Consider the following 22,756-nt stretch of genomic DNA (forward strand, 5'->3'; position numbering starts at 1 on the left):
TTCCACTCCGCACGCCATTGTCAGTGGGCTGCGGTAGCTTCCGAAGTGCTGGACGCAATGAGGCGTACTTCACAGGGAACGGCCACAGGGGTGGGTGGACGATGAGCAACACGGCGACTACGACGGACCTGGACGCCACGCTGGAGCGGCACCGGGTGGAACTGACCGGGTACTGCTACCGCATGCTCGGCTCCTCCTTCGAGGCCGAGGACGCGGTGCAGGACACCCTCGTCCGGGCCTGGCGCAGCTACGACAAGTTCGAGGGGCGTTCCAGCGTCCGGTCCTGGCTGTACCGCATCGCGACCAACGTCTGCCTGGACATGCTCAGCGCGGGCAACAAGCGCGCCCGGCCGATGGACCTCACCGAGGCGACGCCGCTCGCCCAGGCCGCCCTCTCGCCCCGCCCCGACCACACCTGGCTTGAGCCCATGCCCGACGCCCGGGTGCTGCCGACGGTCGAGGACCCGGCGGAGGCTGCCGTGGCCAAGGAGTCCGTGCGGCTCGCCTTCATGGCCGCGCTCCAGCAACTGCCGCCCAAGCAGCGCGCGGTGCTCATCCTGCGCGAGGTGCTGGCCTGGAAGGCGAGTGAGGTCGCCGAACTGCTGGGCACCTCGGTCGCCTCGGTGAACAGCGCGCTGCAGCGCGCCCGAGCGACCCTCGCCGAGCGGGAGCAGCAGGGCGCCGACGCGTCCGTGTCGGACCCGCTGGACGAGGAGCAGCAAAAGCTCCTGGAGCGCTATGTCGCGGCCTTCGAGGGCTACGACATGACCGCGCTGACGGCGCTGCTGCACGAGGACGCCATCATGACGATGCCGCCGTTCGACCTGTGGCTGGCCGGCCCGGCGGACATCACCGGCTTCATGACCACGCTCGGCGCGTCCTGTGCCCACTCCCGTCTGGTGCCCGTCCAGGCCAACGGCCTGCCCGGCTTCGCCCACTACAAGCCGGACGAGGAGACCGGCGGCTACACCGCGTGGGCGGTGCAGGTGCTGGAGATCTCAGACGGCCGGATCACCGGGTTCCACTGCTTCCTCGACACCAAGCGCTGGTTCCCGCTGTTCGGGGTCCCCCTCCACCTCGAAGCGGAGGCCGACCAGGTCGAGCAGGGCGTGTAGGGCCGGATCGGGGTCGCGCAGCCGTATCCGGCCGCCGGAGCGCCGCGCGGCGAGCTGGAGCCGGGCCAGCAGGTCGACGACGCCGAGCCCCGGGGGCCCGAGACCTCCGACATCGCACACCACGACGCCGACGCCGGGCGCCCCTTCCAGCAGCGCCCGCACGTCGTCGCACAGGCCGGTCACCTCGTCCTTGGTGACGGGTCCTGCCAGCACGAGTACAGCGGGTGTCATGGCATCCACGACCGGTAGACCGGGCGGACCCGCGGAACTCATCGCAGGCCGCCGAGGATCACATTGACCTGCCTCCACCCTTCCCGCGAGGGTTGGGTGTATGTCCCATGAATCAGCGTCCCCCGCAGGACCCGACGGTTGTGCCGCCGCCGAGGAGGTGCTGTGCAGGGAGTGCTGACGGGCTTCGCGGTCATCGCGGTGGTGATCGTGGTGGGGTACGGCATAGGCCGCCGGGGCCACCTCGGCGAGCACGGCCGGGAAGTCCTGACCAAGCTGGCCTTCCACGTGGCCTCCCCCGCCCTCCTCTTCACCACCCTCGCGGACACCGACCTCTCGGTGGTCTTCTCCGGCCGCCTCCTGGTCACGGCGCTGAGCACGGCGATCATGGCGGGCGTCTTCGTGGCGGTGGCGGTCGTACGGCGCTGGGGCGTGGGCTACACGACGATCGGCGCCCTGTGCTCCAGCTACGTCAACTCGGGCAACCTCGGCATCCCGATCGCGGTGTACGTCCTGGGAGACGCGTCCCTGGTCGCACCGGTGCTGCTGTTCCAACTCGTGCTGGTGGCCCCGGCCGCGGTGACGATCCTGGATCTGTCGGGAGAGGGCGACAAGGGCCCGCTGTGGCGCCGGGTACTGACTCCCCTGCGCAACCCGATAGCGGTGGGCTCCCTGGCGGGCGTGGCGGTCTCGGCGGCGGACATCGAGATCCCCGCCCCCGTCCTGGACCCCCTCACCCTCATCGGCGGCATGTCGGTCCCGGCGGTCCTCCTGGCCTTCGGCATCTCCCTGTGCGGCAGCACGATGCCCGGCCGGGGCCCGGACCGTAACCCGGTCCTGCTGTCGGTGGCCCTGAAGTCCTTCGGCCAGCCGGCGGTGGCGTGGGCGCTGGCGGCGGGGGTGTTCGGTCTGCGAGGCGCGCCGCTGCTCGACGTGGTGGTGACGTCGGCGCTCCCGGCGGCGCAGAACCTCTACACGTACGCGTCGACCTACGGGGTGGGCGAGCGGTTGGCGCGGGACTCGATCCTGGTGTCGACGGTGGTCTCGGTGCCGGTGCTGGTGGTCGTGGCGGCGTTGCTGGGGTGAGGTCCTCAGTTCAGCGGGAAGATGCCGGTGTCGAGGACCAACTTGAACGGCTCGGGCAGCGTCAGCTTCTCCCCATACTCCACTGAGGCAAGCACTCGGTATGTACTGTTCTGCGGTTCCCCGTAGAGCGTCGCCGTGGGACGTCCTGACTGCCAGGCATCCAGCAGGAGATAGAGCGGTACGCCCGCGACCGCGTAGCTGTGGGCCTTCTTGATGCGGTCGTGGTTCGCGTTGCTCTTGGACGTGACCTCGACGACGAGTTCGGCTTCGCCGGCATGCACGCGCGTCCCGCGGCGCAGGGCAGCCCGCGGTACCACGCACAGGTCGGGCATGAAGGCGCCGCCCGTCTCGGGACACATGAGGCCGAGCGTCTGATAGACACCCCAGTCATCTGGAATCGCCGTGTAAAGGCGACGCTGAACCAGCTCGGCAGTGTCGTTGTGCTCTTCGGACGGAGGAGGCGACACGGTGACGATCCCTTCAATGATCTCCACCTTGCTGCCCTCGGGAGCGTCCGTCTCCTCCCAGACACGGACGACCTCGTCCCAGTCCCCGTTCCCAGGGGAGCCGGACTCGGCGGCGAGTGCGCTCATGGCGGTCTCCAATCGGTCGTCACTGATCCCAGCATGCCGAACGGGACCGGCGCCGGTCCACCGATCCCGTTCACCCGAATGAGGAAACGCCTGGTCAGGCGATACGTTCCAGCACCACCGGGGACGCCGTGAAGTCCGTGCCCGGCGCCGCGATGTCGTACGAGCCCTCGATCGACCGGAGGGCGTACTCGAAACGCTCGGGGGTGTCCGTGTGGAGGGTCAGCAGCGGCTGGCCCTCGGTCACCGTGTCGCCGGGCTTGGCGTGCATCTCCACGCCGGCGCCCGCCTGCACCGGGTCCTCCTTGCGGGCGCGGCCCGCGCCGAGGCGCCAGGCGGCCACGCCGATGTCGTAGGCGTCGAGGCGGGTCAGGACGCCCGCGGACGGGGCCTTGATGACGTGCTGCTCCTTGGCCACCGGCAGTTCCGCGTCCGGGTCGCCGCCCTGCGCCGCGATCATCCGGCGCCAGACGTCCATCGCCGAGCCGTCGGCCAGGGCCTTCGCCGGGTCGGCGTCGTGGATACCCGCCGCCGTCAGCATCTCGCGGGCCAGGGCGACCGTCAGCTCCACCACGTCCGCCGGACCACCGCCCGCCAGGACCTCCACCGACTCGCGGACCTCGAGCGCGTTGCCCGCGGTGAGGCCGAGGGGGGTGGACATGTCCGTCAGCAGCGCGACCGTCTTCACGCCGTGGTCCGTGCCGAGGCCCACCATCGTGGAGGCCAGCTCACGCGCGTCCTCGATGGTCTTCATGAAGGCGCCCGAGCCCACCTTCACGTCCAGGACCAGCGAACCCGTGCCCTCCGCGATCTTCTTCGACATGATCGAGGACGCGATCAGAGGGATCGCCTCGACCGTGCCGGTGACGTCCCGCAGCGCGTAGAGCTTCTTGTCGGCGGGAGCGAGACCGTCGCCCGCCGCGCAGATCACCGCGCCCACGCCGTCGAGCACGGACAGCATCTCCTCGTTCGACAGGAGCGCGCGCCAGCCCGGGATCGACTCCAGCTTGTCCAGCGTGCCGCCCGTGTGGCCGAGGCCCCGGCCCGACAGCTGCGGGACCGCCGCACCGCAGGCCGCCACCAGCGGCGCCAGCGGCAGCGTGATCTTGTCGCCGACGCCACCTGTGGAGTGCTTGTCCGCCGTCGGGCGGGAGAGCGACGAGAAGTCCATGCGCTCGCCGCTCGCGATCATCGCGGCCGTCCAGCGGGCGATCTCGCGCCGGTTCATGCCGTTGAGCAGGATCGCCATGTTGAGGGCGGCCATCTGGTAGTCGGCCACCTCCCCGCGGGTGTACGCGTCGATGACCCAGTCGATCTGCTCGTCGTCGAGCTCACCACGGTCCCGCTTGGTGCGGATGACGGAGATGGCATCCGTCGACAAACCAGCCATGACTTTCCTTCCGACGTTCTCAAGAAAGTGCGCGGCCCCTCTGAAGCGGTTCAGAGGGGCCGCACGGGAGTTACTTGCGAAGATGGCCCGGCCCGAAGGCCTGCGGCAGCATCTCCGACAGCGGGCGGATCCCCTCCGGGGTCTCCAGGAGGAGATCGGGGCCGCCGAACTCGTACAGCAGCTGCCGGCAGCGTCCGCACGGCACGAGGATCTCGCCCCGGCCGTCCACGCAGGTGAAGTGCGTGAGCCGGCCGCCCCCGGTGCGCTGGAGCTCGGAGACCAGACCGCACTCGGCGCACAGGCCGAGGCCGTAGGAGGCGTTCTCGACGTTGCAGCCGGAGACCGTGCGCCCGTCGTCGACCAGGGCCGCGACGCCGACCGGGAAGCCCGAGTAGGGCGCGTACGCGTGGCCCATGGCCTCGCGTGCCTGCTCCCGAAGGGCGTCCCAGTCGACCTCGCGCGTCACTTGCCCTGGCCCTTCCGGTACGGCAGACCGTCCGCCTTCGGCATCCTGAGGCGCTGGGCCGACAGGGCGAGGACGATCAGCGTGATGACGTACGGCGTGGCCGAGACGACCTGGTTCGGGACCTCGTTGGTGCCCGCGTACCAGGCGAACACCAGGGCGCCGATGACCGCGGTGATCATCGAGTGGGCGTACTTCTTCCGGACCACCAGCCAGACCGCGCCGATGATCAGCAGCAGCGCGCCGAGCAGCAGCAGGGCGTGGACGTTCTCCGAGCCGCCGCGCAGGTTGAGGCTGTCGGTGTAGCCGAACAGACCGGCGCCGAGGGCGAGACCGCCCGGCATCCAGTTACCGAAGATCATCGCGGCGAGACCGATGTAACCGCGGCCGCTGACCTGGCCCTCCAGGTAGAAGGGGTTGGCGACGATGGAGAGGAAGACGCCACCGAGGCCGGCCAGGCCGCCGGAGATGATGACCGCCAGGTACTTGTACTTGTAGACGTTCACACCGAGGGACTCGGCCGCGACCGGGTTCTCACCGCAGGAGCGCAGCCGCAGACCGAAGGCCGTACGCCACAGGATCCACCAGGTGGCGGGGATCAGCGCGATCGCGATCAGGGTCAGCCAGGAGACGTTGGTGACCAGGCCGCCGAGCAGACCGGCGATGTCCGAGATGAAGAACCAGCCGTGGTTGTTCAGGTCCCGCAGCCAGTCGGACAGTCCTGGCACGGTGAAGTGGCCGAGCGAGTCGACCGCCGGGGACTGCTTGGCGGAGCCGCCCGCCTCGCCCTCGAAGGCGAGCGGGGCGAGATAGCGGGTGATGCCGAGGGCCAGGATGTTGATCGCCACACCGGAGACGATGTGGTTGACGTTGAAGGTGACGGTCGCGATGGCGTGCAGGATGCCGCCGATGCAGCCGCCGATGATGCCGACGACGACACCGGTCCACGGGCCCCACTGGAAGCCGGCCCAGGCACCGAACCAGGTGCCGAGGATCATCATGCCCTCGAGGCCGATGTTGACGACGCCCGCCCGCTCGGCCCACAGACCGCCGAGACCGGCGAGGCCGATCGGCACGGCGAGCTGGAGCGCGGTGGACATCTGGCTGACGTTGGTGATGCCGTCGGCGCCGGTGATGATGCGGACGATCGAGGTCAGCGCCAGGGCTCCGGCGATGACCAGCAGCAGCACGGGCCACGTCATACGGCGGCCGGTGGGCGCCGTGGGCTGCAGCGTGGGCTGGTTGACGTCGACCGCCGAGGTCTGCGGGGTGGTCATCGGCCGGCCACCTCCTTCGTGTTGTTGTCGGCGCCGAGGACGTGCCCGGCGGCCAGCTCCGCGCCGACCCGGCGCTGCTGGCGGCGCAGGCCCCACTCACGGACGGCCTCGTAGGAGACGACGACCGAGAGCACGATCAGGCCCTGCATGATGACCGCGATCTCCTTGTCGTAGTCGTGGAAGTCCAGCTCGGGCGAGGCCTTGTCGAGCCAGGCCCACAGCAGGGCCGCGAACGCGATGCCGACCGGGTTGTTGCGGCCGAGCAGGGCGATGCCGATACCGAGGAAGCCGATACCCGTGGGGAAGTTCAGGCTGTAGGTGTGGGTGTCGCCGAGCAGGATCGGCAGACCGGCGAGGCCCGCGATCGCGCCGGAGATCAGCATGGCGGTGAGCACCATGCGCTTGGGGTCGACACCGCTGGCCGCGGCGGCCGACTCCGAGGCACCGGAGGCACGCAGGTCGAAGCCGAAGCGGGTGCGGTTGAGGACGATCCAGTAACCGATGCCGAGCAGCACGGCCAGGATGACCAGGCCGTAGATCTCGCCGGCGTCGCCCATGTCGATACCGGGGATCCAGCCGGACTCGTGCATCTCACCGGTGGTGTTGTTGTTGCCGACCTTCACGCCGAAGACGTCGGGCAGCCACAGGTAGGCGATGACGGAGGTCGCGATCGCGTTCAGCATGATCGTCGCGACGACCTCGCTGACTCCCCGGGTGACCTTCAGGACACCGGCGATACCGGACCAGAAGGCACCGGTGCACAGGGCCGTCAGGAGCAGCAGCGGGACCTGGATCACGGCGGGGAGGTTGGCGTGCGCGCCGACGATCGCGGTCATCATGGCGGCGAGCTGGTACTGGCCGTCGACGCCGATGTTGAACAGGTTCATCCGGAAGCCGATGGCCACCGCGAGGGCCGCGATGTAGTACATCGAGGCCTGGTTGATGATCAGGACCTGGATGTCGGAGTAGGTGGCCTGCTCGAACATCAGGGTGTACGGCTCGACCGGGTTCTTGCCCGAGGCGATGAGCACGATCGAGCTCAGCGCGAAGGCCACGGCGAGCGCGATGACCGGTCCGGCCACCGCGAGGAGCACGCGCTCCTTGTCGAACTTCTTCATCAGCGGGCCTCGTCTTCGCCGGGCTCAGAAGACTCAGGGGTGTCTTCGGGGGTCTCTTCGTGCGCCAGGTGACCGGTCGCGGCGCCGGTCATCGCCGAGCCCAGTTCCTCCGGGGTGACGGTGGCCGGGTCGGCGTCCGCGACCAGCTTGCCGTTGTAGATCACCCGGAGCGTGTCGGACAGGCCGATGAGCTCGTCCAGGTCGGCGGAGATCAGCAGGACGGCCAGGCCCTCGCGGCGGGCCTCACGGATGTGGTCCCAGATCGCGGCCTGCGCGCCGACGTCCACACCGCGGGTGGGGTGGGCGGCGATCAGGAAGCGCGGCTTGTGGCTCATCTCGCGGCCGACGATCAGCTTCTGCTGGTTGCCGCCGGACAGCGAGGCGGCGGTGACGTCGATGCCGGGGGTGCGGACGTCGTACTCCGTCACGATCCGCCGGGTGTCCTCCTGGGCCGCCTTCGGGTTCAGCCAGACACCCTTGGCGAGGGGCTTCTCGGTGACATGGCCGAGGATGCGGTTCTCCCAGAGGGGGGCCTCCAGGAGCAGACCGTGCCGGTGGCGGTCCTCGGGGATGTAGCCGATGCCCTGCTCGCGGCGCTTGCGCGTGGACCAGGAGGTCATCTCCTCCTCGCCCAGCGCGATGGTGCCGGAGTCGGCGCCCTTCAGGCCGATGAGGGCGTCCACCAGCTCGGTCTGGCCGTTGCCCTCGACGCCGGCGATGCCCAGGATCTCGCCCGCGTGGATGGTGAAGCTGATGTCGTCCAGCAGGGCCTTGCCGCCGGGCGCCTCCAGGCGCAGCTTGTCGACGGTGATGACCGGGCGGTCGGTGACCGTGGACTCGGCGGTCTCCGGGGTGGGCAGCTCGCTGCCGACCATCATCTCGGCGAGCTGACGCGGGGTCGTCTCGGCGGGCACGGCGGTGCCGACGGTGGTGCCGCGGCGGATGACGGTGATGTCGTCGGCGACGGAGAGCACCTCGCCCAGCTTGTGGGAGATGAAGATGACCGACAGGCCCTCGGACTTCAGCTCGCGCAGGTTCTCGAAGAGCGCGTCGACCTCCTGCGGCACGAGGACGGCCGTGGGCTCGTCGAGGATCAGCGTGGTGGCGCCGCGGTAGAGGACCTTGAGGATCTCCACGCGCTGGCGGGCGGCGACACCGAGCTCCTCCATGAGGCGGTCGGGCTCGACGCCGAGGCCGTAGCGGTCGGAGAGCTCCTTGATCTTGCGGCGGGCCTTGGCGCCGATGCCGTAGAGCTTCTCGCTGCCGAGGACCACGTTCTCCAGGACGGTGAGGTTGTCGGCGAGCATGAAGTGCTGGTGGACCATGCCGATACCGCGGGCGATGGCGTCGGCCGGGGACGAGAAGGAGACCTGCCGGCCGTCGATCGCGATGGTGCCCTCGTCCGGCTTCTGCATGCCGTAGAGGATCTTCATCAGGGTCGACTTGCCGGCGCCGTTCTCGCCGACGAGGGCGTGGACCGTGCCCTTGCGGACCGTGAGGTGGATGTCGTGGTTGGCCACGACGCCCGGGAATCGCTTAGTGATCCCGGCGAGCTCGACGGCGGTCACCTGACCGTTGACCGCCGCGCCGGCCGGAGGGCTGCTGGACGCGTTGATGGCGCACTCTCCTGGGGACGGGGGTCGTCTACGCGCGTAGCGCCCCTACGGCATACAAAGGGGTGACGGATCGCTGACAACGGGGCACGAGGAGATGCCTCCCCGTACCCCGTCGAGCGACCGCGACCCCGCGGTTACACGCTGCTCAGGGTGTTGCTCTTCAGCTGCTCTTGACCTTGATCTCGCCGTTGATGATCTTCTCCTTGGCCGTCTCGATGGCTTCCTGGAGCTCGGCGTTGTCCGCGAACTTCGGGTTGGAGTTCGACAGGCTCACCTCGCCGGTCTTCAGATCGCCACGAACGATACCGGTCCCGGGCTTGCCGTCCTCGACCGACTTCGCCAGGTTGTACACCGCCTTGGCGACATCCTTCATCGCCGAGGTGAGGATCGAGTCCTTGTACTTGGCGAGGGCTTCCTGGTTGTACTGGTCGGAGTCGACGCCGATGGCCCACACCTTGTTGGCGGCGGCGGCCTCGATCACGCCCTGGCCGGAGAGACCGGCGGCCGCGTAGACGACGTCCGCCTTCTTCTCGATCTGGCCCTCGGCGGCCGACTTGCCCTTGTCGGGGCTGGAGAAGCCACCCTCCTCCGCGGTCTGCGTGAGGTACTGGGAGATGACCTTCGCCTTGGGGTTGGTGTCCTTGACGCCCTGCTCGAAGCCCGCCTGGAACTTGTGGATCAGCGGGATGTCCACACCGCCGACGAAGCCCACGGTGTTGGTCTTGGTGCTCTTGGCGGCGGCGACACCGGCCAGGTACGACGCCTCCTCCTCGGAGAAGACCAGGCCGGCGACGTTCTTCGCCTCGACCGTGGAGTCGTCGACGATGCCGAAGGTGGTGTCCGGGAACTTCTCCGCGGCGCCCTTCACGGCGGCGGCGTACGCGTAGCCGACACCCACGACCGGGTTGTAGCCCTGCTTGGCGAGCGACTCCAGGCGCTGCTGCTTGTCGGCGTCGGTCTCGCCCTCGGTCGGCTCGACGTCCTGCGTCTCGTAGCCGAACTCCTTCTTCGCCTGCTCCAGGCCCGCGAACGCGGCGTCGTTGAAGGACTGGTCGCCCTTGCCGCCGACGTCGTACGCGATGGCCAGGCCCTTGTTGCCCTTGTCGTCGGACGAGCTGGAGGAGGTCGAGGTGCCACCACAGGCGGACAGGGCGAGGGCCAGAGAGGCGGTCGCTGCGCCTGCGACCGTGATCCGGGAAATCCGGCGCATGTGAAGTGCTCCTAGTTCGGTACAAGCGCCGGACGGAAGTGCTTCACAGCTTCGGCGCTGGCTTCGCCGCAGATTAACGCGCGTAGACCTGCCTGAAAACCCCTTCTGTCCACCTTGTTATCCGGCCGTGTTCAACTCCACTCGGGCACTGACCAAGGCCTTGCCGACCGCAAAGGGAGGGTGGCGGTGGGTGACATCGCCCGGCGACACGGAAGCGGGCGCGGACGCGGACGCGGAAGCGGGCGGGGCCCTGAGGCGCCCGCCCGCTTCCAACCGGTCCGATCAGCAGGTCACTCGGTGTTGACCTTGATGGTGCCGTCGACGATCTCTTCCTTCGCCTTGGCCACCGCGTCCGTCAGGCCCGGGATCTCGGCCATCTTCGGGTTGCTCTCCGCGAGGCCGACGCCGTCCACCTTCAGGTCGAAGGTCTGCACGCCGGTCAGCGGCTTGTCGTCGTTGACGGACTCGGCGAGGGTGAACACCGCGCCGCCGACGTCCTTGAGCGCGGAGGTGAGGATGAAGTCCTTGTACGCCGCCAGCGCCTCCTGCTGGTACTGGTCGGAGTCGACACCGATCGCCCAGACCTTCGCCTTGGCGGCGGCCTCGATCACGCCCTGCCCGGACAGACCGGCCGCGGCGTAGAGGACGTCCGCGTTCTTCTCGATCTGGCCCTCGGCGGCGGCCTTGCCCTTGTCGGGGCTGGAGAAGCCGCCCTCCTCCGCGGTCTGGGTCAGGTACTGCGAGACGACCTTGACCTTGGAGTTGGTGTCCGCGACGCCCTGCTTGTAGCCGGCCTCGAACTTGTGGATCAGCGGGACGTCCACACCGCCGATGAAGCCCACGGTGTTGGTCTTGGTGGCCTTGGCCGCGGCGACGCCGGCGAGGTACGAGGCCTGCTCCTCGGCGAAGACCAGGGAGGCGACGTTGTCGCCCTCGACCACGGAGTCGACGATGCCGAAGGTGGTGTCCGGGTACTTCGCGGCCACGGCCTCCATGGCGGGACCGTAGGCGAAGCCGACGCCGATCACCGGGTTGTAGCCCTGCTTGGCGAGGGAGGCCAGCCGCTGTTCCTTGTCGGCGTCCGTCTCGCCCTCGGTGGGCTCGATGTCGGCCGTCTCATAGCCGAATTCCTTCTGAGCCTTCTGAAGACCGGCGTACGCGGCGTCGTTGAAGGACTGGTCGCCCCTGCCGCCGATGTCGTACGCGATGGCGAGGCCCTTGTCGCCCGTGGTCTCGCTGCCGCTGTCGCTGTCGCTGCTGGTACCACCGCACGCCGTGGCGGCGAGCGCGATCGACGCGACCCCCACCGCGATACGGGTCAGTCTGGATGTCCGACGCATCGTGAAGCTCCCCATTCTCCAAGCCCCGCAGTGGGTGCTGAGTTCGGCGCACATTAACGCGCGTAGACACTCCTGGGAACGGGGTATCGCGTGGCCGTTATCCATTCGTGCCGATGGCCGGTTACGTCCCCGTGAACCACCGGATCGAAAGTGTGCGTTCCCGGACATCCCGGGGGTTCCTGTCGTGTCGGCGCGCACGCGTGAGCGCCATGGGGTCAGACTCCCCCGGGGCCGCTCCGGCCGCAACCGGAGCTGGTCCCTACAGGTCGATCAGCGCCGCCGCCGTGAACAGCTCCACGCCGACCGTGATCGCGTGCTCGTCCACGTCGAAGTCGCCCTGGTGCAGGTCCCGGACCGTGCGCTCGCCCGGTGCCCGGACGCCGAGGCGGGCCATCGCGCCGGGGACGTGCTCCAGGTACCAGGAGAAGTCCTCCCCGCCCAGGCTCTGCTCGGTGCCCTCGACGGAGTCGGCGCCGCGGCGGGCGATCATGGCGTCGCGGAGGAGTTCGGCGACACCGGAGTCGTTGACCACCGGCGGGACGCCTCGGACGTAGTTGATCTCGGACTTGGCCCGGTGCAGGTTGGCGACCTCGTCGATCGCGGCGACCAGGATGTCGGGCGCCTGGCGCCAGGCGTCGATGTCCAGGCAGCGCACGGTCCCGGAGAGCTCGGCGTGCTGCGGGATGACGTTCGGGGCGTGGCCGGACTCGATACGGCCCCAGGTCACGGCGAGCCCGCTGCGGGTGTCGACGCGGCGGGCGACCAGCGCGGGGACGTCGGTGACGACCCGGGCGACGGCCGTGACGAGGTCGGTGGTCAGGTGGGGGCGCGCGGTGTGGCCGCCGGGACCGTCCAGCGCGATCTCCAGGCGGTCGCAGGCGGAGGTGATGGCGCCGTCGCGGATGCCGATCCGCCCGGCGTCGACCCGGGGGTCGCAGTGCACGGCGACGATCCGGCCGACGCCCTCCAGCACCCCGCACTCGATGGCGTCGGCGGCGCCGCCCGGCAGCACCTCCTCGGCCGGCTGGAAGATCAGCCGCACCGGGCGCGGCAGCAGGCCCTTGCGGTGCAGGTCGGCGAGGACGAGACCGGCGCCGAGGACGACGGTGGTGTGCACGTCGTGACCGCAGGCGTGCGCCCGGTCGGGCACGGTCGAGCGGTACGGGCACTCCGCCTTGGCGTCCGGGATGGGCAGCGCGTCGATGTCGGCCCGCAGGGCGAGCGCGGGCAGCCCGTCGTCCCAGTTGCCGATGTCACAGACGAGCCCGGTCCCGACGGCGAGCACGCGCGGCTGAAGACCGGCCCGCTCCAGCCGTTCCTTGATCGCGGCGGTGGTGCGGAACTCCTGGTTGCCCAGCTCGGGGTGCATGTGCAAGTCGCGGCGGAACGCGACGAGTTCGACGCGCAGCGACTCGGGCAGCGTGCCCGGGAGCAGCGCTTCCCCGGCTTCCGCCTGGAGATCGGCCTCGGACTGTACGGACATCATGTGTTTCACCCTCTGAAGGGTAGGACGCCCGGGTGGCCAACTGACCCTCGATCAACAAAAGTTCAGCCCGTTAGGGGAAGAAAAACTGACCCCCGGACGCATAGGTGCGGTCTGGGATGGGTAAACTCCAGCACTTTTCGAGCAAGTCGATCATGAGCACCCATCCGCTCTCTTACCAACCCATACCACGCCCCGGACAGCCGCGTCGGTTCTGTTCACCTTTCGGAACCCGGCGTCGAGGCGTCCTCGAGCGTTCGTACGGCCTCCAGGGCGCGCAGGACGCGGGCCAGATCGGCCGGGGCGGCGGCCAGGCGGACGGGGGTGCCGGCGTCGTCGAGGTCGGCGATGTGCCAGCTCCGGGGCACGTCGTCGCCGTCGGCGCCGCGGACCCGGCGCACCTCCTTGACGGTCAGCCGCCGTGCCGGAATGGGCCGCGCCGCGAACCGGCCCGGACCGGGGGTCACCGCGGGCGGCTCGGAGCCGCCGAGGGCGATGTGGGTGCCGAAGCCGTTCGGGTTGTAGTCGGTGGACTCCAGGAAGCGGGCGCGCAGGAAGACCTCCTCTGCCTCCTCCCGCTCCTCCTCGGGACCGGTGCTGTCCTGCCGGGGGCGGATCCCGGTGGCGCGCCAGGCCCAGGCGGTCATGGCGAGCGTGGCGGCGGTGCCCGCGAGCGCCCAGGTGAGCGTCGTGGGCGACGCGAGGAGGGTCGTGGGGTGGCGGTGGACCAGCGGCAGCAGCCACGCCCCGGTGCCGACGAGGACGGCGGCGAAGGGCAGGGCCGAGGGCAGGACCTCGTCGTCGGCGAGGCCACGCCCGCGCCGGCGCAGCAGCAGCTGGGCGGCGGGATATCCGGCGGCGAGGGCGAGCCCGGCCGCGACGGCGGCCACGTCGCCGGGCGGGGTGATGTGCTCGCGCCAGACGTAACGGCTTCCGGAGACTTCCATCACCTCGCGGCGCCAGACGGTCAGCTCGACTTTGTCGCCGGGCTCGAACTCCTGCGCGGCCTCCCGGGAGACGGTGAGCCGGTCGAGGGGCCGGTCCCCGGCGAAGTAGAGCAGGCCGCTCCCCCGTCGCTCGTCGTCGTCCGTCCGCTCGATCACCGCCGGGAGGGTCGTCAGGCACTCGCGCGTGTCCTCGGCGGGGGCCGTCGCCGCGCACGGCCGGGCCGCCTCCCACTCCCGGCGCTCCCCGTCGGCGCCCGGAACCAGCGCGGCGGCGAGGCCGGCGCCCGCGAGCAGCAGGACGCACGCGGCCAGGGACCAGGCCCGGCGGCCACCGGCGGTGCGGTGGCTGACGACGGCGAGGCGCTCGGAGTCGGGGCTGCCGTGCCGGCGGTGCAGGGCGCGCAGAGCGCCGAGGTCGGTGTCGAAGTCCTGGGTGTACGCGTCCCAGGCCGCCGGGAAGGGCAGCAGCCGCTTGTGTCCGTCGCGCGGGACGAGGATCACATGCCGCGACTCTCCGCCGCGCGGCAGCGTCCGCAACTGGACGGCGAGGCCGGCGACGTCCCGCCACGGCACGCTCCGGCGGCCCGTCAGCGTCCGCGTACGGATGCCGTGGGCGTCGGCGCGGACCTCGGCGGTCGCGGAGCGCAGCGCGGCGCCCGCGGCCGCGAGGCACAGGGCGCCCACGACGGCGAGCGGAACCGGACCGCCCAGGACGAGACCCACGACGGCGAGGGCGGCGCCGGGCGCCGTGATCGCCACGACGACCCACTGCGCGCGCCGCCACCGGGATCGAAAGATGACTTCTTCCACGCGCGCCATCCTGACGTGTTCAGAGCGCTGGAGCTTGTCCGGTGTCCGGCAGCTTTCGGGCCGGTGAAGTTGCCGACCCCCGTCCTTCGCGTCGGTAGGCTCCGGCCGTGTGACGGAACCCATGACGGACACGGACTTCCTCCGGGCCACCAGCACGTCGTACGACGCGATAGCCCCGGCCTACACCGACCGCCACCCCGACGGCCTCGGCGACCACCCGCTGGAGCGGGCCCTGCTGACCGCCTTCGCCGAGCAGGTCCGGGCGCACGGCACCAGACCCGTCGCCGACCTCGGCAGCGGTCCCGGCTACGTCACGGCCCGGCTGGACGCGCTCGGGGTCCCGGTCTTCGGGGTGGACGTCTCGCCGCGCATGGTGGCGATGGCCCGTGACGCGCATCCGCACCTGCGGTTCCACGTCGGCACGATGACGGCGCTGGACCTGGCGGACGAGACGCTGGGCGGGGTCATCGCCCTGTACTCGATCATCCATGTCCCGACGGAACAGCTGACGGCCACGTTCGCGGAGTTCCACCGGGTCCTGGTCCCGGGCGGCCATCTCATGCTGTCGTTCCAGTTCACGGAGGGCGCGGACGAACTCCTCCACCTGACGGAACGATTCGGCCAGGACATCTCGCTGCACTACCACCTGCGCGGCCCGGAGACGGTGACGGCCCACCTGCGGGAGGCGGGCCTCCAGCTCCAGGCCCGGGTGGTGCGGGAGCCCTTGGCGGACCAGAACTACACCCGGGCGTACGTGCTGGCGCGCAGGCCCGGCTAGACCGCCGTCACCGCCGCCAGCCGGTGCACGTCCCGCGCCGAGCCCGTCACTCCGGACAGGAACCCCTGCGCCCGCGGTGAGGCGTGGTCGGTGAGCCAGGTGGGGTCGATGTCGCAGACCGCCACCCGGACGTCCGTGCCGGCCAGGGCGAGCGGGAGGGTGTGGACGACCGTCGAGGGGAAGCTGAGGATCGTCGAGCCGATCGGGCCGCGGCGGGCGATCAGCTCCAGGGGAAGGTCCGGACGCACTATCTCGAGCCCGGTCTCCACCGCGAGCCGGTGCAGCTTGTCCGTGCTCTCCCGGCGGTGGGCGAAGTAGCGGGTCGCCCCGTGGGCCTTGGCCAGGGTGCGGACGGCTTCCTGATAGCGCTCGCCGTCCACCACCCCGGTCTCCACCAGCGAGGTGCCCACCAGGTCGGCGCCCTTGCTGATGCGGGGCGGGCCGAAGCGGGACCGGGTCCAGGCGAAATCGTTCGCCGACATCTTCAGGCCCGGCAGGGTCTCCTCCATCGGCATGGAGGAGAAGATCTCGACCCTGCGGTGCTCCCCCGGCGTCAGCCGGCGGCGGGCCGCCGAGGACGCCGGGGCGAGGAGGAGGTCCCGGGGGCCCGGGCGGCCGCCCTTGCGGTGCCAGCGCACCAGGCGTTCGCCGCGGGCGAGCTGGGCGACGAACTCCATCGTCGCCGTGCCGTCGTCGACCACGACCAGGTCCCGGGCCCGGGTGATCGTCAGCAACAGCTGGACGTAGCGGGAGAAGGGGTCCCCCAGGACCACGCGGGAGGCCTTGCGGAGCGTGCCCGCGAGACCCCCGATCGTCTGGAACGGCGCCGCCGCGCCGCCCCGCGCCTCCTCCCAGCGCACCTCGTGGCCCTCTTCCCGGGCCAGCTCCGCCATACGGCGCAACTGGCCCCGGGTCATCGGGTCGATCGGGGACAGGACCACGAGCGTGAGCCCCGCGCCGAGCGCCTGCTCCTGGGCATGCGCCCACTCCAGCACATTCAGCAGCTGTACCGGACTCTCGACGAACGCGAGAGTGCGGGGGCCGGCGTTCCCGGCGCGGGGGCTCATCTACGTACGACCGTCCCGTCGTAGGCGATCTTCTGGAAGGGGGTGACTCAGACCGAGAGCGGCTCGCCGGCCGCGGCGGCGATCTCCGCCTCGGCGACGACGCCCTGGACGCGGCGCAGCTTCTTCATCGGGCCGAGCTCGGAGTCGTAGACCTTCTTGACGCCGTCACCCAGGGAGGACTCGATGGTGCGGATGTCGCGGACGAGGCGCGTGAGGCCCTGCGGCTCCACCGAGGCGGCCTGGTCCGAGCCCCACATGGCGCGGTCGAGGGTGATGTGACGCTCGACGAAGGTGGCGCCCAGCGCGACCGCGGCGAGGGTGGTCTGCAGGCCCGTCTCGTGGCCGGAGTAGCCGATCGGGACGTTCGGGTACTCGGCCTGCAGGGTGTTGATCACGCGCAGGTTGAGCTCCTCGGCCTTGGCCGGGTAGGTCGACGTGGCGTGGCAGAGCAGGATGTTGTCCGAGCCGAGGACCTCGACCGCGTGGCGGATCTGCTTCGGGGTCGACATGCCGGTGGAGAGGATGACCGTGCGGCCGGTGGCGCGCAGGGCGCGCAGCAGCTCGTCGTCGGTCAGGGAGGCGGAGGCCACCTTGTGGGCCGGGACGTCGAACTTCTCCAGGAAGGCGACGGCCTCGGTGTCCCACGGGGAGGCGAACCAGTCGATGTTCTTGCTCTTGCAGTACTCGTCGATCTGGCGGTACTCGTCCTCACCGAACTCCACGCGGTGGCGGTAGTCGATGTAGGTCATGCGGCCCCAGGGGGTGTCGCGCTCGATGTCCCACTGGTCGCGCGGGGTGCAGATCTCCGGGGTGCGCTTCTGGAACTTGACCGCGTCGCAGCCGGCCTCGGCCGCCACGTCGATCAGCTTGAAGGCGTTCTCCAGGTCGCCGTTGTGGTTGATGCCGATCTCGCCGCAGATGTAGACGGGCTGGCCGGGGCCGGCCAGGCGCGACGAACCGAAGCTACGGAGACGGGAGTTGGTGCTCATGACAGGAGGGGTCCTTACTTGGTGAGGGAATCGAGAGAGGGGCCGAGGATCCAGCTGGCGATCTCTCGGATCGCGCCGTCGCCACCCGGAACGGTGGTGACCGCGCGTGCGGCGCCGCGCACGACGTCGTGGGCGCTCGCGACCGCCACGGGCCAGCCCACGAGGGCGAAGCACGGAAGGTCGTTGACGTCGTTGCCGACGTAGAGCACGCGCTCAGGCGCGATGCCCTGCTCCTCGCACCACTGCTTCAGTGCGAGGTCCTTGCGGTCGATGCCGTGCAGGACCGGAATCTGCAGCTTCCGGGCCCGGGCGGCGACCACAGGGTTCTGTTCCGTGGAGAGGATCAGCATCTTCAGGCCGCTCTTGCGCAGGGCCGCGATGCCGAGGCCGTCTCCGCGGTGCACGGAGACGAACTCCTTTCCATCGGAGTCGATCAGCACCCGGTCATCGGTCTGGGTGCCGTCGAAGTCCAGGACGACCGCGTCGATGTCGGCGCCGGTCGGGAGCGAACCGGGGCGGTCCGCGTCGAAGAGGGGGGCGAGCGCGCGGGCGCGCGCGAGGTCGTGCGGGTCGTCGATCTCCAGGACCCGGGCGGGGTCGGTGCGGACGAGTTCCGTACGGCCGAAGAAACGGTGGTTGTGCTCGCGGAAGCCGGGGGCGTCCATCGCGTAGGCGGCGCCGGTCTCCAGGTAGTCCTGGGGGCGGTCCTGGCGACGGGGGCGGTAGGACTTGTCGTGGTTGACGCCGACGCCGCCCTCGGCGGGCTCCTCGGCGTCGCGCCAGACGAAGCCGTGGAAGGGGGCCACGGTGACCGCGGTGTCGGCGCCGTTCTCCACGACCGCCGCCGCGACCCCGTCGATGTCCTCGCGGATCACGAAGGGGCTGGTGCACTGCACGAGCAGCACCACGTCGACCGGCGAGCCGTGCAGCGCCTCGTGGGCGTCCATGGCGTGCAGCACGGCCGCCTCGGAGGTGGCGGTGTCCCCGGCGATGGCGGCGGGCCGCAGCACGACCTCGGCACCGGCGGAACGGGCGGCGGCGGCGATGGCCTGGTCGTCGGTGGAGACCACGACGTCGGTGACGAGCCGGGTGGCCAGGCACTCCCGCACGGCCCGGGCGACCAGCGGCACCCCGCCGACCGGGGCGAGGTTCTTGGCGGGCACGCCCTTGGAGCCACCGCGAGCGGGGATCACCGCGAGCACGCGGCGCACCTCGGCGCCTGGGCCCGCTTCCGGGTTGGACATGGGCTGAACTCCTTGCAGGAAGTCGGTAGGGCGGCTCACAGCTCCCCCATCCGCCGGATGACAGGTGCAACGCGCTGGACGCCGTGGCGATACGCGCCACGGGCGGCTCGGCGCACGATCTGCCGGACCGGGCCCGGCTCCTTGTCGTGCGCCGGAGCGCCGGGCAGCGGGCTGCCGTCGGGGCCGAGGTGGTGGCGGGCGAGGATGCCGGGGAGGTAACCCGGGGCCGTCGCGGGCGTGTAGTACGGGGTCAGCGGGGCCAGTCCGCCCGGCTGGGCGAGCAGCTTCGCGATCCGCTCGCGGGCCGCGTCGAACGCCCCCTCGGTCGCCACGCCCTGCCGGGCCACCCACTCCTCGTCGGGGGCCGGACGGTGTCCCTCGTCCAGCTGGTCCCAGGAGGCCAGGCAGCCGGAGCCGACGAAGTGGTGGTTGCCGAGCGTCTCGCGCACCCCGAGGTCGGTGAGCACGACGGTGGGGATCCGGCGGTGGAGGGACTCCAGCGCGGCCGTCGAACTGACCGTGACCAGCAGGTCGGTACGGTCCAGCACCTCGCCCATGTGCCCGTACACCAGCTGGAAGTTGGACGGCAGGTCCAGCTTCTGTGCCAGCTTCTGGTAGGGCAACTCCTCGATGTGCGTGGTGTGTTCGCCCGGCTTGGAGCGCAGCTTGAGCAGCACCTCGCGCTCGGGGTGCAGCCGCGCGTGCTGGACCAGGCGGTTCAGCAGGTACGTACGGTCCTTGCGGTTCTCGGGGACGGAGGGCTGGGCGGCGAAGACGACCCGGTACGGGTCGTGCTCCCCCTCGTAGGGCGCTCCGCCGAGGAACGGCAGCGCCACTTCCGTCACCGAGGAGGCGTCGGCGCCGACCCCGTCGTACACCGCGCGGAAACGCTCGGCGTCCTGGCGGGAGTTGGCGAGGACGAGGTCCGCGCCGTGCCGCAGCAGGAGGCCGTCGGCGAGCTTCTCGTAGACGACGCCGACGTAGCCGGTGACGACGACGGGACGCTTCTCGCGGCCCTCCCAGACCCGCTTGAGGCCGTGCAGCATCGCCTGCACGCCACCGCCGACGAGCGACAGTACGACGATGTCGTACTGCTCCTCGGCCATCGTGCGCAGGAATTCCACCGCCGTCACCTCCCGCAACGAGTCGGCCCGCACGCCGACTTCCGCGAGCTGGCGGGCCGTGGGTGTGGCCCGGCCGCGCAGCAGGAATCCGTTCAGGGCGGGGGCGACTTGCGTGCCCCCTTCGGCTCCGGCTTCCATGGACGGGCCCGGGGCGATGCGGCCCGCCGTGAGCGCACCCCATTTCCATCGGGTGTCGGAGTCCGCGAGGACGGCGATGCGCGGCGGCTTCGTTGTACTTGCTGGCACGTGGAAGACGCTAGGAACCATTTCCTAGGTATAGCCCAACCGCGAATCAACGAAGAGTTAACAACACACCACCGAGAGCCGAACTGGCCCGTCAGAGCCCGGGAAGTACATGGGATGCACCATTCCGACACATCGAGTTCACCCGAAGTACGTACACCGGCAAGATCCGTTGCCGGGCACCCAACTAATCTTTTGCAGGTGCCAAAGCTTTCCGTGATCGTGCCGTTCTACAACGTGCAGCAATACGCCCAGGAGACCCTCAGAAGCCTTCGCGCGAACGCCCGGCGCGACTTCGAGTTCATCCTGGTGGACGACCATTCGAAGGATGAAACTCCCGCCATTCTCGAACGGGCGGCCGAACAGCTCTCGGATGTCGCACAAGTGCGTTACATCCGCCATGAAGTGAACGGAGGACTCGCCACCGCCCGTAACACCGGCCTGGACGCGGCGACCGGGGAATACCTCACCTTCCTCGACGGCGACGACTGGCTCGCGCCCGGCTACTTCGGCGAGCTGGTCGGCGCCATCGAGAAGCTGGGCTGCGACTTCGTGCGCACCGACCACGTCCAGGCCAACGCCCGCGCCCGGTCCGTGCACCGGGTCCCGCACGGCCGCCGCGGCGAGGTGCTCGACCCGCGCGCGGCGATCCTGCCCGCCGACCGCACGACCTCGGTGGACTACGCCTACGCCTGGGCCGGCGCCTATCACCGCCGGCTGCTGGACAAGGGCCTGCTGCACTTCACCGACGGACTGCGCACGGCCGAGGACCGGCCGTGGATCTGGAAGCTGCACCGCGAGGCGGAGTCCTTCGCCGTGGTGAGCCTGCTCGGTGTCTTCTACCGCCGGGGCGTCGCCGGTTCCCTCACCCAGATCGGTGATGTCCGTCAACTGGACTTCATCCGTGCCTTCGATCAGGTCATCGAGGAGACGGCGGCCGACCGGGACGCGGAGCAGTTGCTGCCCAAGGCGGTGCGCACCTACTGCGCGATCATCGCGCACCACCTCTCGGACGAGTCCAAGTGGGAACCCTCGGTGGCCAAGCAGCTGCGGGCGATGAGCGCGGCGGCCATAAAGCGGATGCCGCAGGACGCCCTCGGCGATGTGCTCGAAACCATGGACCTGCGCCGGGCGAGCAAGCTGCGCCGGCTGCGGCGCCGGGCCACCACCCAGAAGGCGGCCGCGTGATGTCCGTTAAGACCACCCAGATCTTCTGCGTCTCGACGCTGTACGGCGCCGCCACCCTGGCCGCCGCGCTGGACTCGGAGGTCTTCGAGAAGGCGGACCGCCGGCTGCTGCTGGTGTTCAACAACTCCGCCTGCCCCGAAACCACTCCGACCGTGGACGAGATGCCGGGCTTCGAACCGCTGCGCGTCCACTTCGACGGGGTGGTCTCCTTCAACGAGGCCATCCGCCCCTTTCACCCGGGCGCGTGGTCGCCGCGGGTGGACGACCTTCCGCTGTTCGAGCGGTATCTGCGGCTGCTGTGGGGCCTCGGCGACGACAGGGTGGAGCTGGTCCTGGAGTCCATCCAGGTCAACCCGGCGCTCGCCCTCGCCCAGATGTTCACCGGCGCCCCCGTGCACGTCTACGCCGACGGCCTGATGAGCTACGGCCCCACCCGCAACAAGCTCGACCCGCTGGTCGGCACCCGTGTGCGGCGCCTGCTCCACCTGGACCTCGTGCCGGGCCTGACGCCGACGCTGCTCACCGAGTTCGACGTGCCCGCCGAGATCCTGCCGACCGAGGCCTTCCGCAAGGTCATGGGCGAACTCGCCGGAGTGGTCGAGGACCTGCCGGTGCTGCCGGAGAACTCCGCGGTGCTGCTCGGCCAGTATCTGTCCGCGCTGAACATCCTCACCCCGCAGGCGGAGGAGGAGCTGCACGTACGGATGCTGCGCGGGGCGGTGGAGCGCGGGCACCGCTCGATCGTGTTCAAGCCCCACCCGACGGCGCCGGCCCGCTACAGCCGCGCCCTGGAGACCGAGGCCGAGAAGCTCGGCGTCGAACTCACCGTGCTGGACACGCCCGTGCTCGCCGAGGTGCTGTTCGAGAAGTCCCGGCCCGGCCTGGTCGTCGGCTGCTTCTCCACCGCGCTGTTCACCGCCTCCGCCTTCTACGACCTCCCCGTGGCCCGCATCGGCACCGAGCCGCTCCTGGACCGGCTCACGCCGTACCAGAACAGCAACCGCATCCCCGCGGTGCTGGCGGACGCGGTGCTGCCGGACCTGGAGAACCGCGACGGCGAGGAGACCGTGCCGGCCGAGACCCTGGGCGCACTGATCGCCGCCATAGGGTTCACCATGCAGCCGCAGATCTACCCGACCTTGCGTCCCGCTGCCGAGCGCTATCTCTCCGAGCACTACAAGCCGCGGACCCAGCGCTACTTCAAGCGCAAGCGGCTCACCTCGCTGGGCCTGCCCGGCGGGATCCCGGAGCGGCTGTCGTTCCTGCCGCGCAACTCCGCCGCGCGCCGGGTGGTGCGGCGGGCCAAGGCGCTGAAGAAGGCGGTACGCCGCTGAGCCAATACCCGGTGAACTGCCGGGAACAGCCGAGGAAACGGTGGCACACCGTCGGATTAAACCGATGAATCCATGGTGTGGGCGGCGTTCGAATCCCTAGGATTCCGGAACGCCGC

Annotated in this window: 20 protein-coding genes; 5 read left to right on the forward strand and 15 right to left on the reverse strand. The window is 70.3% G+C overall.

Annotated elements, in window-relative coordinates; genetic code table 11:
• The first annotated feature begins 101 nt into the window (after positions 1-101).
• Positions 102-1,115, forward strand: coding sequence for a sigma-70 family RNA polymerase sigma factor (locus tag AC068Z_RS02525; protein ID WP_478551546.1), 1,014 nt, complete (start codon positions 102-104; stop codon positions 1,113-1,115).
• Here the strand turns inward: AC068Z_RS02525 and AC068Z_RS02530 are convergent.
• Positions 999-1,388, reverse strand: a complete 390-nt coding sequence (locus tag AC068Z_RS02530) for an STAS domain-containing protein (RefSeq protein ID WP_478551548.1) — start codon at positions 1,386-1,388, stop codon at positions 999-1,001. The genes AC068Z_RS02525 and AC068Z_RS02530 overlap by 117 nt on opposite strands.
• Positions 1,389-1,508: 120 nt before the next feature.
• Between AC068Z_RS02530 and AC068Z_RS02535 the strand changes: the two genes are divergently transcribed.
• Positions 1,509-2,429 (forward strand): AEC family transporter, encoded by a 921-nt coding sequence (locus AC068Z_RS02535; RefSeq protein WP_478551550.1) that lies wholly within the window; start codon positions 1,509-1,511, stop codon positions 2,427-2,429.
• Positions 2,430-2,434: 5 nt separating this feature from the next.
• Here the strand turns inward: AC068Z_RS02535 and AC068Z_RS02540 are convergent, their stop codons facing one another.
• The 10 genes from AC068Z_RS02540 to AC068Z_RS02585 form a co-directional block, all read right to left on the reverse strand.
• Positions 2,435-3,022 carry a Uma2 family endonuclease gene (locus AC068Z_RS02540; RefSeq protein ID WP_478551552.1) on the reverse strand — a complete coding sequence of 196 codons (588 nt, stop codon included), beginning with the start codon at positions 3,020-3,022 and terminating at the stop codon, positions 2,435-2,437.
• A 94-nt stretch (positions 3,023-3,116) separates the two neighbouring features.
• Positions 3,117-4,409 (reverse strand): thymidine phosphorylase, encoded by a 1,293-nt coding sequence (locus AC068Z_RS02545; RefSeq protein ID WP_478551554.1) that lies wholly within the window; start codon positions 4,407-4,409, stop codon positions 3,117-3,119.
• Between the two features lie 70 nt (positions 4,410-4,479).
• A complete protein-coding gene (locus AC068Z_RS02550; RefSeq protein ID WP_478551556.1) occupies positions 4,480-4,875 on the reverse strand; it encodes a cytidine deaminase in 396 nt (131 codons plus the stop codon).
• A complete protein-coding gene (locus AC068Z_RS02555; RefSeq protein ID WP_478551558.1) occupies positions 4,872-6,149 on the reverse strand; it encodes an ABC transporter permease in 1,278 nt (425 codons plus the stop codon). The genes AC068Z_RS02550 and AC068Z_RS02555 overlap by 4 nt, the downstream gene beginning before the upstream one ends.
• Entirely contained in the window at positions 6,146-7,267 is a 1,122-nt protein-coding gene (locus tag AC068Z_RS02560) for an ABC transporter permease (protein WP_478551560.1), read from the reverse strand. The genes AC068Z_RS02555 and AC068Z_RS02560 overlap by 4 nt, the downstream gene beginning before the upstream one ends.
• On the reverse strand, positions 7,267-8,835 hold the full coding sequence (locus tag AC068Z_RS02565) for an ABC transporter ATP-binding protein (protein ID WP_478551562.1): 1,569 nt from the start codon (positions 8,833-8,835) through the stop codon (positions 7,267-7,269). The genes AC068Z_RS02560 and AC068Z_RS02565 overlap by 1 nt, the downstream gene beginning before the upstream one ends.
• Positions 8,836-9,043: 208 nt before the next feature.
• A complete protein-coding gene (locus AC068Z_RS02570; RefSeq protein ID WP_478551564.1) occupies positions 9,044-10,093 on the reverse strand; it encodes a BMP family lipoprotein in 1,050 nt (349 codons plus the stop codon).
• A 290-nt stretch (positions 10,094-10,383) separates the two neighbouring features.
• Positions 10,384-11,433 carry a BMP family lipoprotein gene (locus AC068Z_RS02575; RefSeq protein WP_478551566.1) on the reverse strand — a complete coding sequence of 350 codons (1,050 nt, stop codon included), beginning with the start codon at positions 11,431-11,433 and terminating at the stop codon, positions 10,384-10,386.
• Between the two features lie 259 nt (positions 11,434-11,692).
• Complete coding sequence (locus AC068Z_RS02580) at positions 11,693-12,916, reverse strand: M20 family metallopeptidase (RefSeq protein ID WP_478552268.1); 1,224 nt, start codon at positions 12,914-12,916, stop codon at positions 11,693-11,695.
• Between the two features lie 218 nt (positions 12,917-13,134).
• Complete coding sequence (locus AC068Z_RS02585; RefSeq protein ID WP_478551568.1) at positions 13,135-14,682, reverse strand: PH domain-containing protein; 1,548 nt, start codon at positions 14,680-14,682, stop codon at positions 13,135-13,137.
• Between the two features lie 100 nt (positions 14,683-14,782).
• On the opposite strand from AC068Z_RS02585, the gene AC068Z_RS02590 reads away from it, so the two are divergent.
• Complete coding sequence (locus tag AC068Z_RS02590; RefSeq protein WP_478551570.1) at positions 14,783-15,451, forward strand: class I SAM-dependent methyltransferase; 669 nt, start codon at positions 14,783-14,785, stop codon at positions 15,449-15,451.
• Here the strand turns inward: AC068Z_RS02590 and AC068Z_RS02595 are convergent.
• The 4 genes from AC068Z_RS02595 to AC068Z_RS02610 are packed head-to-tail and all read right to left on the reverse strand — an operon-like array spanning position 15,448 to position 20,142.
• Entirely contained in the window at positions 15,448-16,518 is a 1,071-nt protein-coding gene (locus AC068Z_RS02595) for a hypothetical protein (protein WP_478551572.1), read from the reverse strand. The two genes, AC068Z_RS02590 and AC068Z_RS02595, sit on opposite strands and share 4 nt — an antisense overlap.
• Positions 16,519-16,565: 47 nt before the next feature.
• Positions 16,566-17,507 carry an N-acetylneuraminate synthase family protein gene (locus tag AC068Z_RS02600; RefSeq protein WP_478551574.1) on the reverse strand — a complete coding sequence of 314 codons (942 nt, stop codon included), beginning with the start codon at positions 17,505-17,507 and terminating at the stop codon, positions 16,566-16,568.
• 14 nt (positions 17,508-17,521) lie between these two features.
• A complete protein-coding gene (locus AC068Z_RS02605; protein ID WP_478551576.1) occupies positions 17,522-18,751 on the reverse strand; it encodes a cytidylyltransferase domain-containing protein in 1,230 nt (409 codons plus the stop codon).
• A gap of 35 nt (positions 18,752-18,786) precedes the next feature.
• Positions 18,787-20,142 (reverse strand): DUF6716 putative glycosyltransferase, encoded by a 1,356-nt coding sequence (locus tag AC068Z_RS02610; RefSeq protein WP_478551577.1) that lies wholly within the window; start codon positions 20,140-20,142, stop codon positions 18,787-18,789.
• A gap of 177 nt (positions 20,143-20,319) precedes the next feature.
• Between AC068Z_RS02610 and AC068Z_RS02615 the strand changes: the two genes are divergently transcribed.
• Together AC068Z_RS02615 and AC068Z_RS02620 are read left to right on the forward strand one after the other, a co-directional pair.
• Positions 20,320-21,306 carry a glycosyltransferase family 2 protein gene (locus AC068Z_RS02615; RefSeq protein WP_478551579.1) on the forward strand — a complete coding sequence of 329 codons (987 nt, stop codon included), beginning with the start codon at positions 20,320-20,322 and terminating at the stop codon, positions 21,304-21,306.
• Positions 21,306-22,640, forward strand: coding sequence for an alpha-2,8-polysialyltransferase family protein (locus AC068Z_RS02620; protein ID WP_478551581.1), 1,335 nt, complete (start codon positions 21,306-21,308; stop codon positions 22,638-22,640). Before AC068Z_RS02615 ends, AC068Z_RS02620 begins: the two co-directional genes overlap by 1 nt.
• Positions 22,641-22,756 lie beyond the last annotated feature (116 nt).

The sequence above is a fragment of the Streptomyces sp. NPDC043726 genome (genome assembly GCF_056436565.1).

Excerpts from the sequence above, each read along its gene's own strand:
- AC068Z_RS02595 (WP_478551572.1), bottom strand. The coding sequence starts at position 16,518 with ATGAGCCCCCGCGCCGGGAACGCCGGCCCCCGCACTCTCGCGTTCGTC.
- AC068Z_RS02580 (WP_478552268.1), bottom strand. The coding sequence starts at position 12,916 with ATGTCCGTACAGTCCGAGGCCGATCTCCAGGCGGAAGCCGGGGAAGCG.
- AC068Z_RS02525 (WP_478551546.1), top strand. The coding sequence starts at position 102 with ATGAGCAACACGGCGACTACGACGGACCTGGACGCCACGCTGGAGCGG.
- AC068Z_RS02600 (WP_478551574.1), bottom strand. The coding sequence starts at position 17,507 with ATGAGCACCAACTCCCGTCTCCGTAGCTTCGGTTCGTCGCGCCTGGCC.
- AC068Z_RS02620 (WP_478551581.1), top strand. The coding sequence starts at position 21,306 with ATGTCCGTTAAGACCACCCAGATCTTCTGCGTCTCGACGCTGTACGGC.
- AC068Z_RS02610 (WP_478551577.1), bottom strand. The coding sequence starts at position 20,142 with ATGGTTCCTAGCGTCTTCCACGTGCCAGCAAGTACAACGAAGCCGCCG.
- AC068Z_RS02540 (WP_478551552.1), bottom strand. The coding sequence starts at position 3,022 with ATGAGCGCACTCGCCGCCGAGTCCGGCTCCCCTGGGAACGGGGACTGG.
- AC068Z_RS02555 (WP_478551558.1), bottom strand. The coding sequence starts at position 6,149 with ATGACCACCCCGCAGACCTCGGCGGTCGACGTCAACCAGCCCACGCTG.
- AC068Z_RS02560 (WP_478551560.1), bottom strand. The coding sequence starts at position 7,267 with ATGAAGAAGTTCGACAAGGAGCGCGTGCTCCTCGCGGTGGCCGGACCG.
- AC068Z_RS02530 (WP_478551548.1), bottom strand. The coding sequence starts at position 1,388 with ATGAGTTCCGCGGGTCCGCCCGGTCTACCGGTCGTGGATGCCATGACA.
- AC068Z_RS02575 (WP_478551566.1), bottom strand. The coding sequence starts at position 11,433 with ATGCGTCGGACATCCAGACTGACCCGTATCGCGGTGGGGGTCGCGTCG.
- AC068Z_RS02605 (WP_478551576.1), bottom strand. The coding sequence starts at position 18,751 with ATGTCCAACCCGGAAGCGGGCCCAGGCGCCGAGGTGCGCCGCGTGCTC.
- AC068Z_RS02545 (WP_478551554.1), bottom strand. The coding sequence starts at position 4,409 with ATGGCTGGTTTGTCGACGGATGCCATCTCCGTCATCCGCACCAAGCGG.
- AC068Z_RS02585 (WP_478551568.1), bottom strand. The coding sequence starts at position 14,682 with ATGGCGCGCGTGGAAGAAGTCATCTTTCGATCCCGGTGGCGGCGCGCG.
- AC068Z_RS02570 (WP_478551564.1), bottom strand. The coding sequence starts at position 10,093 with ATGCGCCGGATTTCCCGGATCACGGTCGCAGGCGCAGCGACCGCCTCT.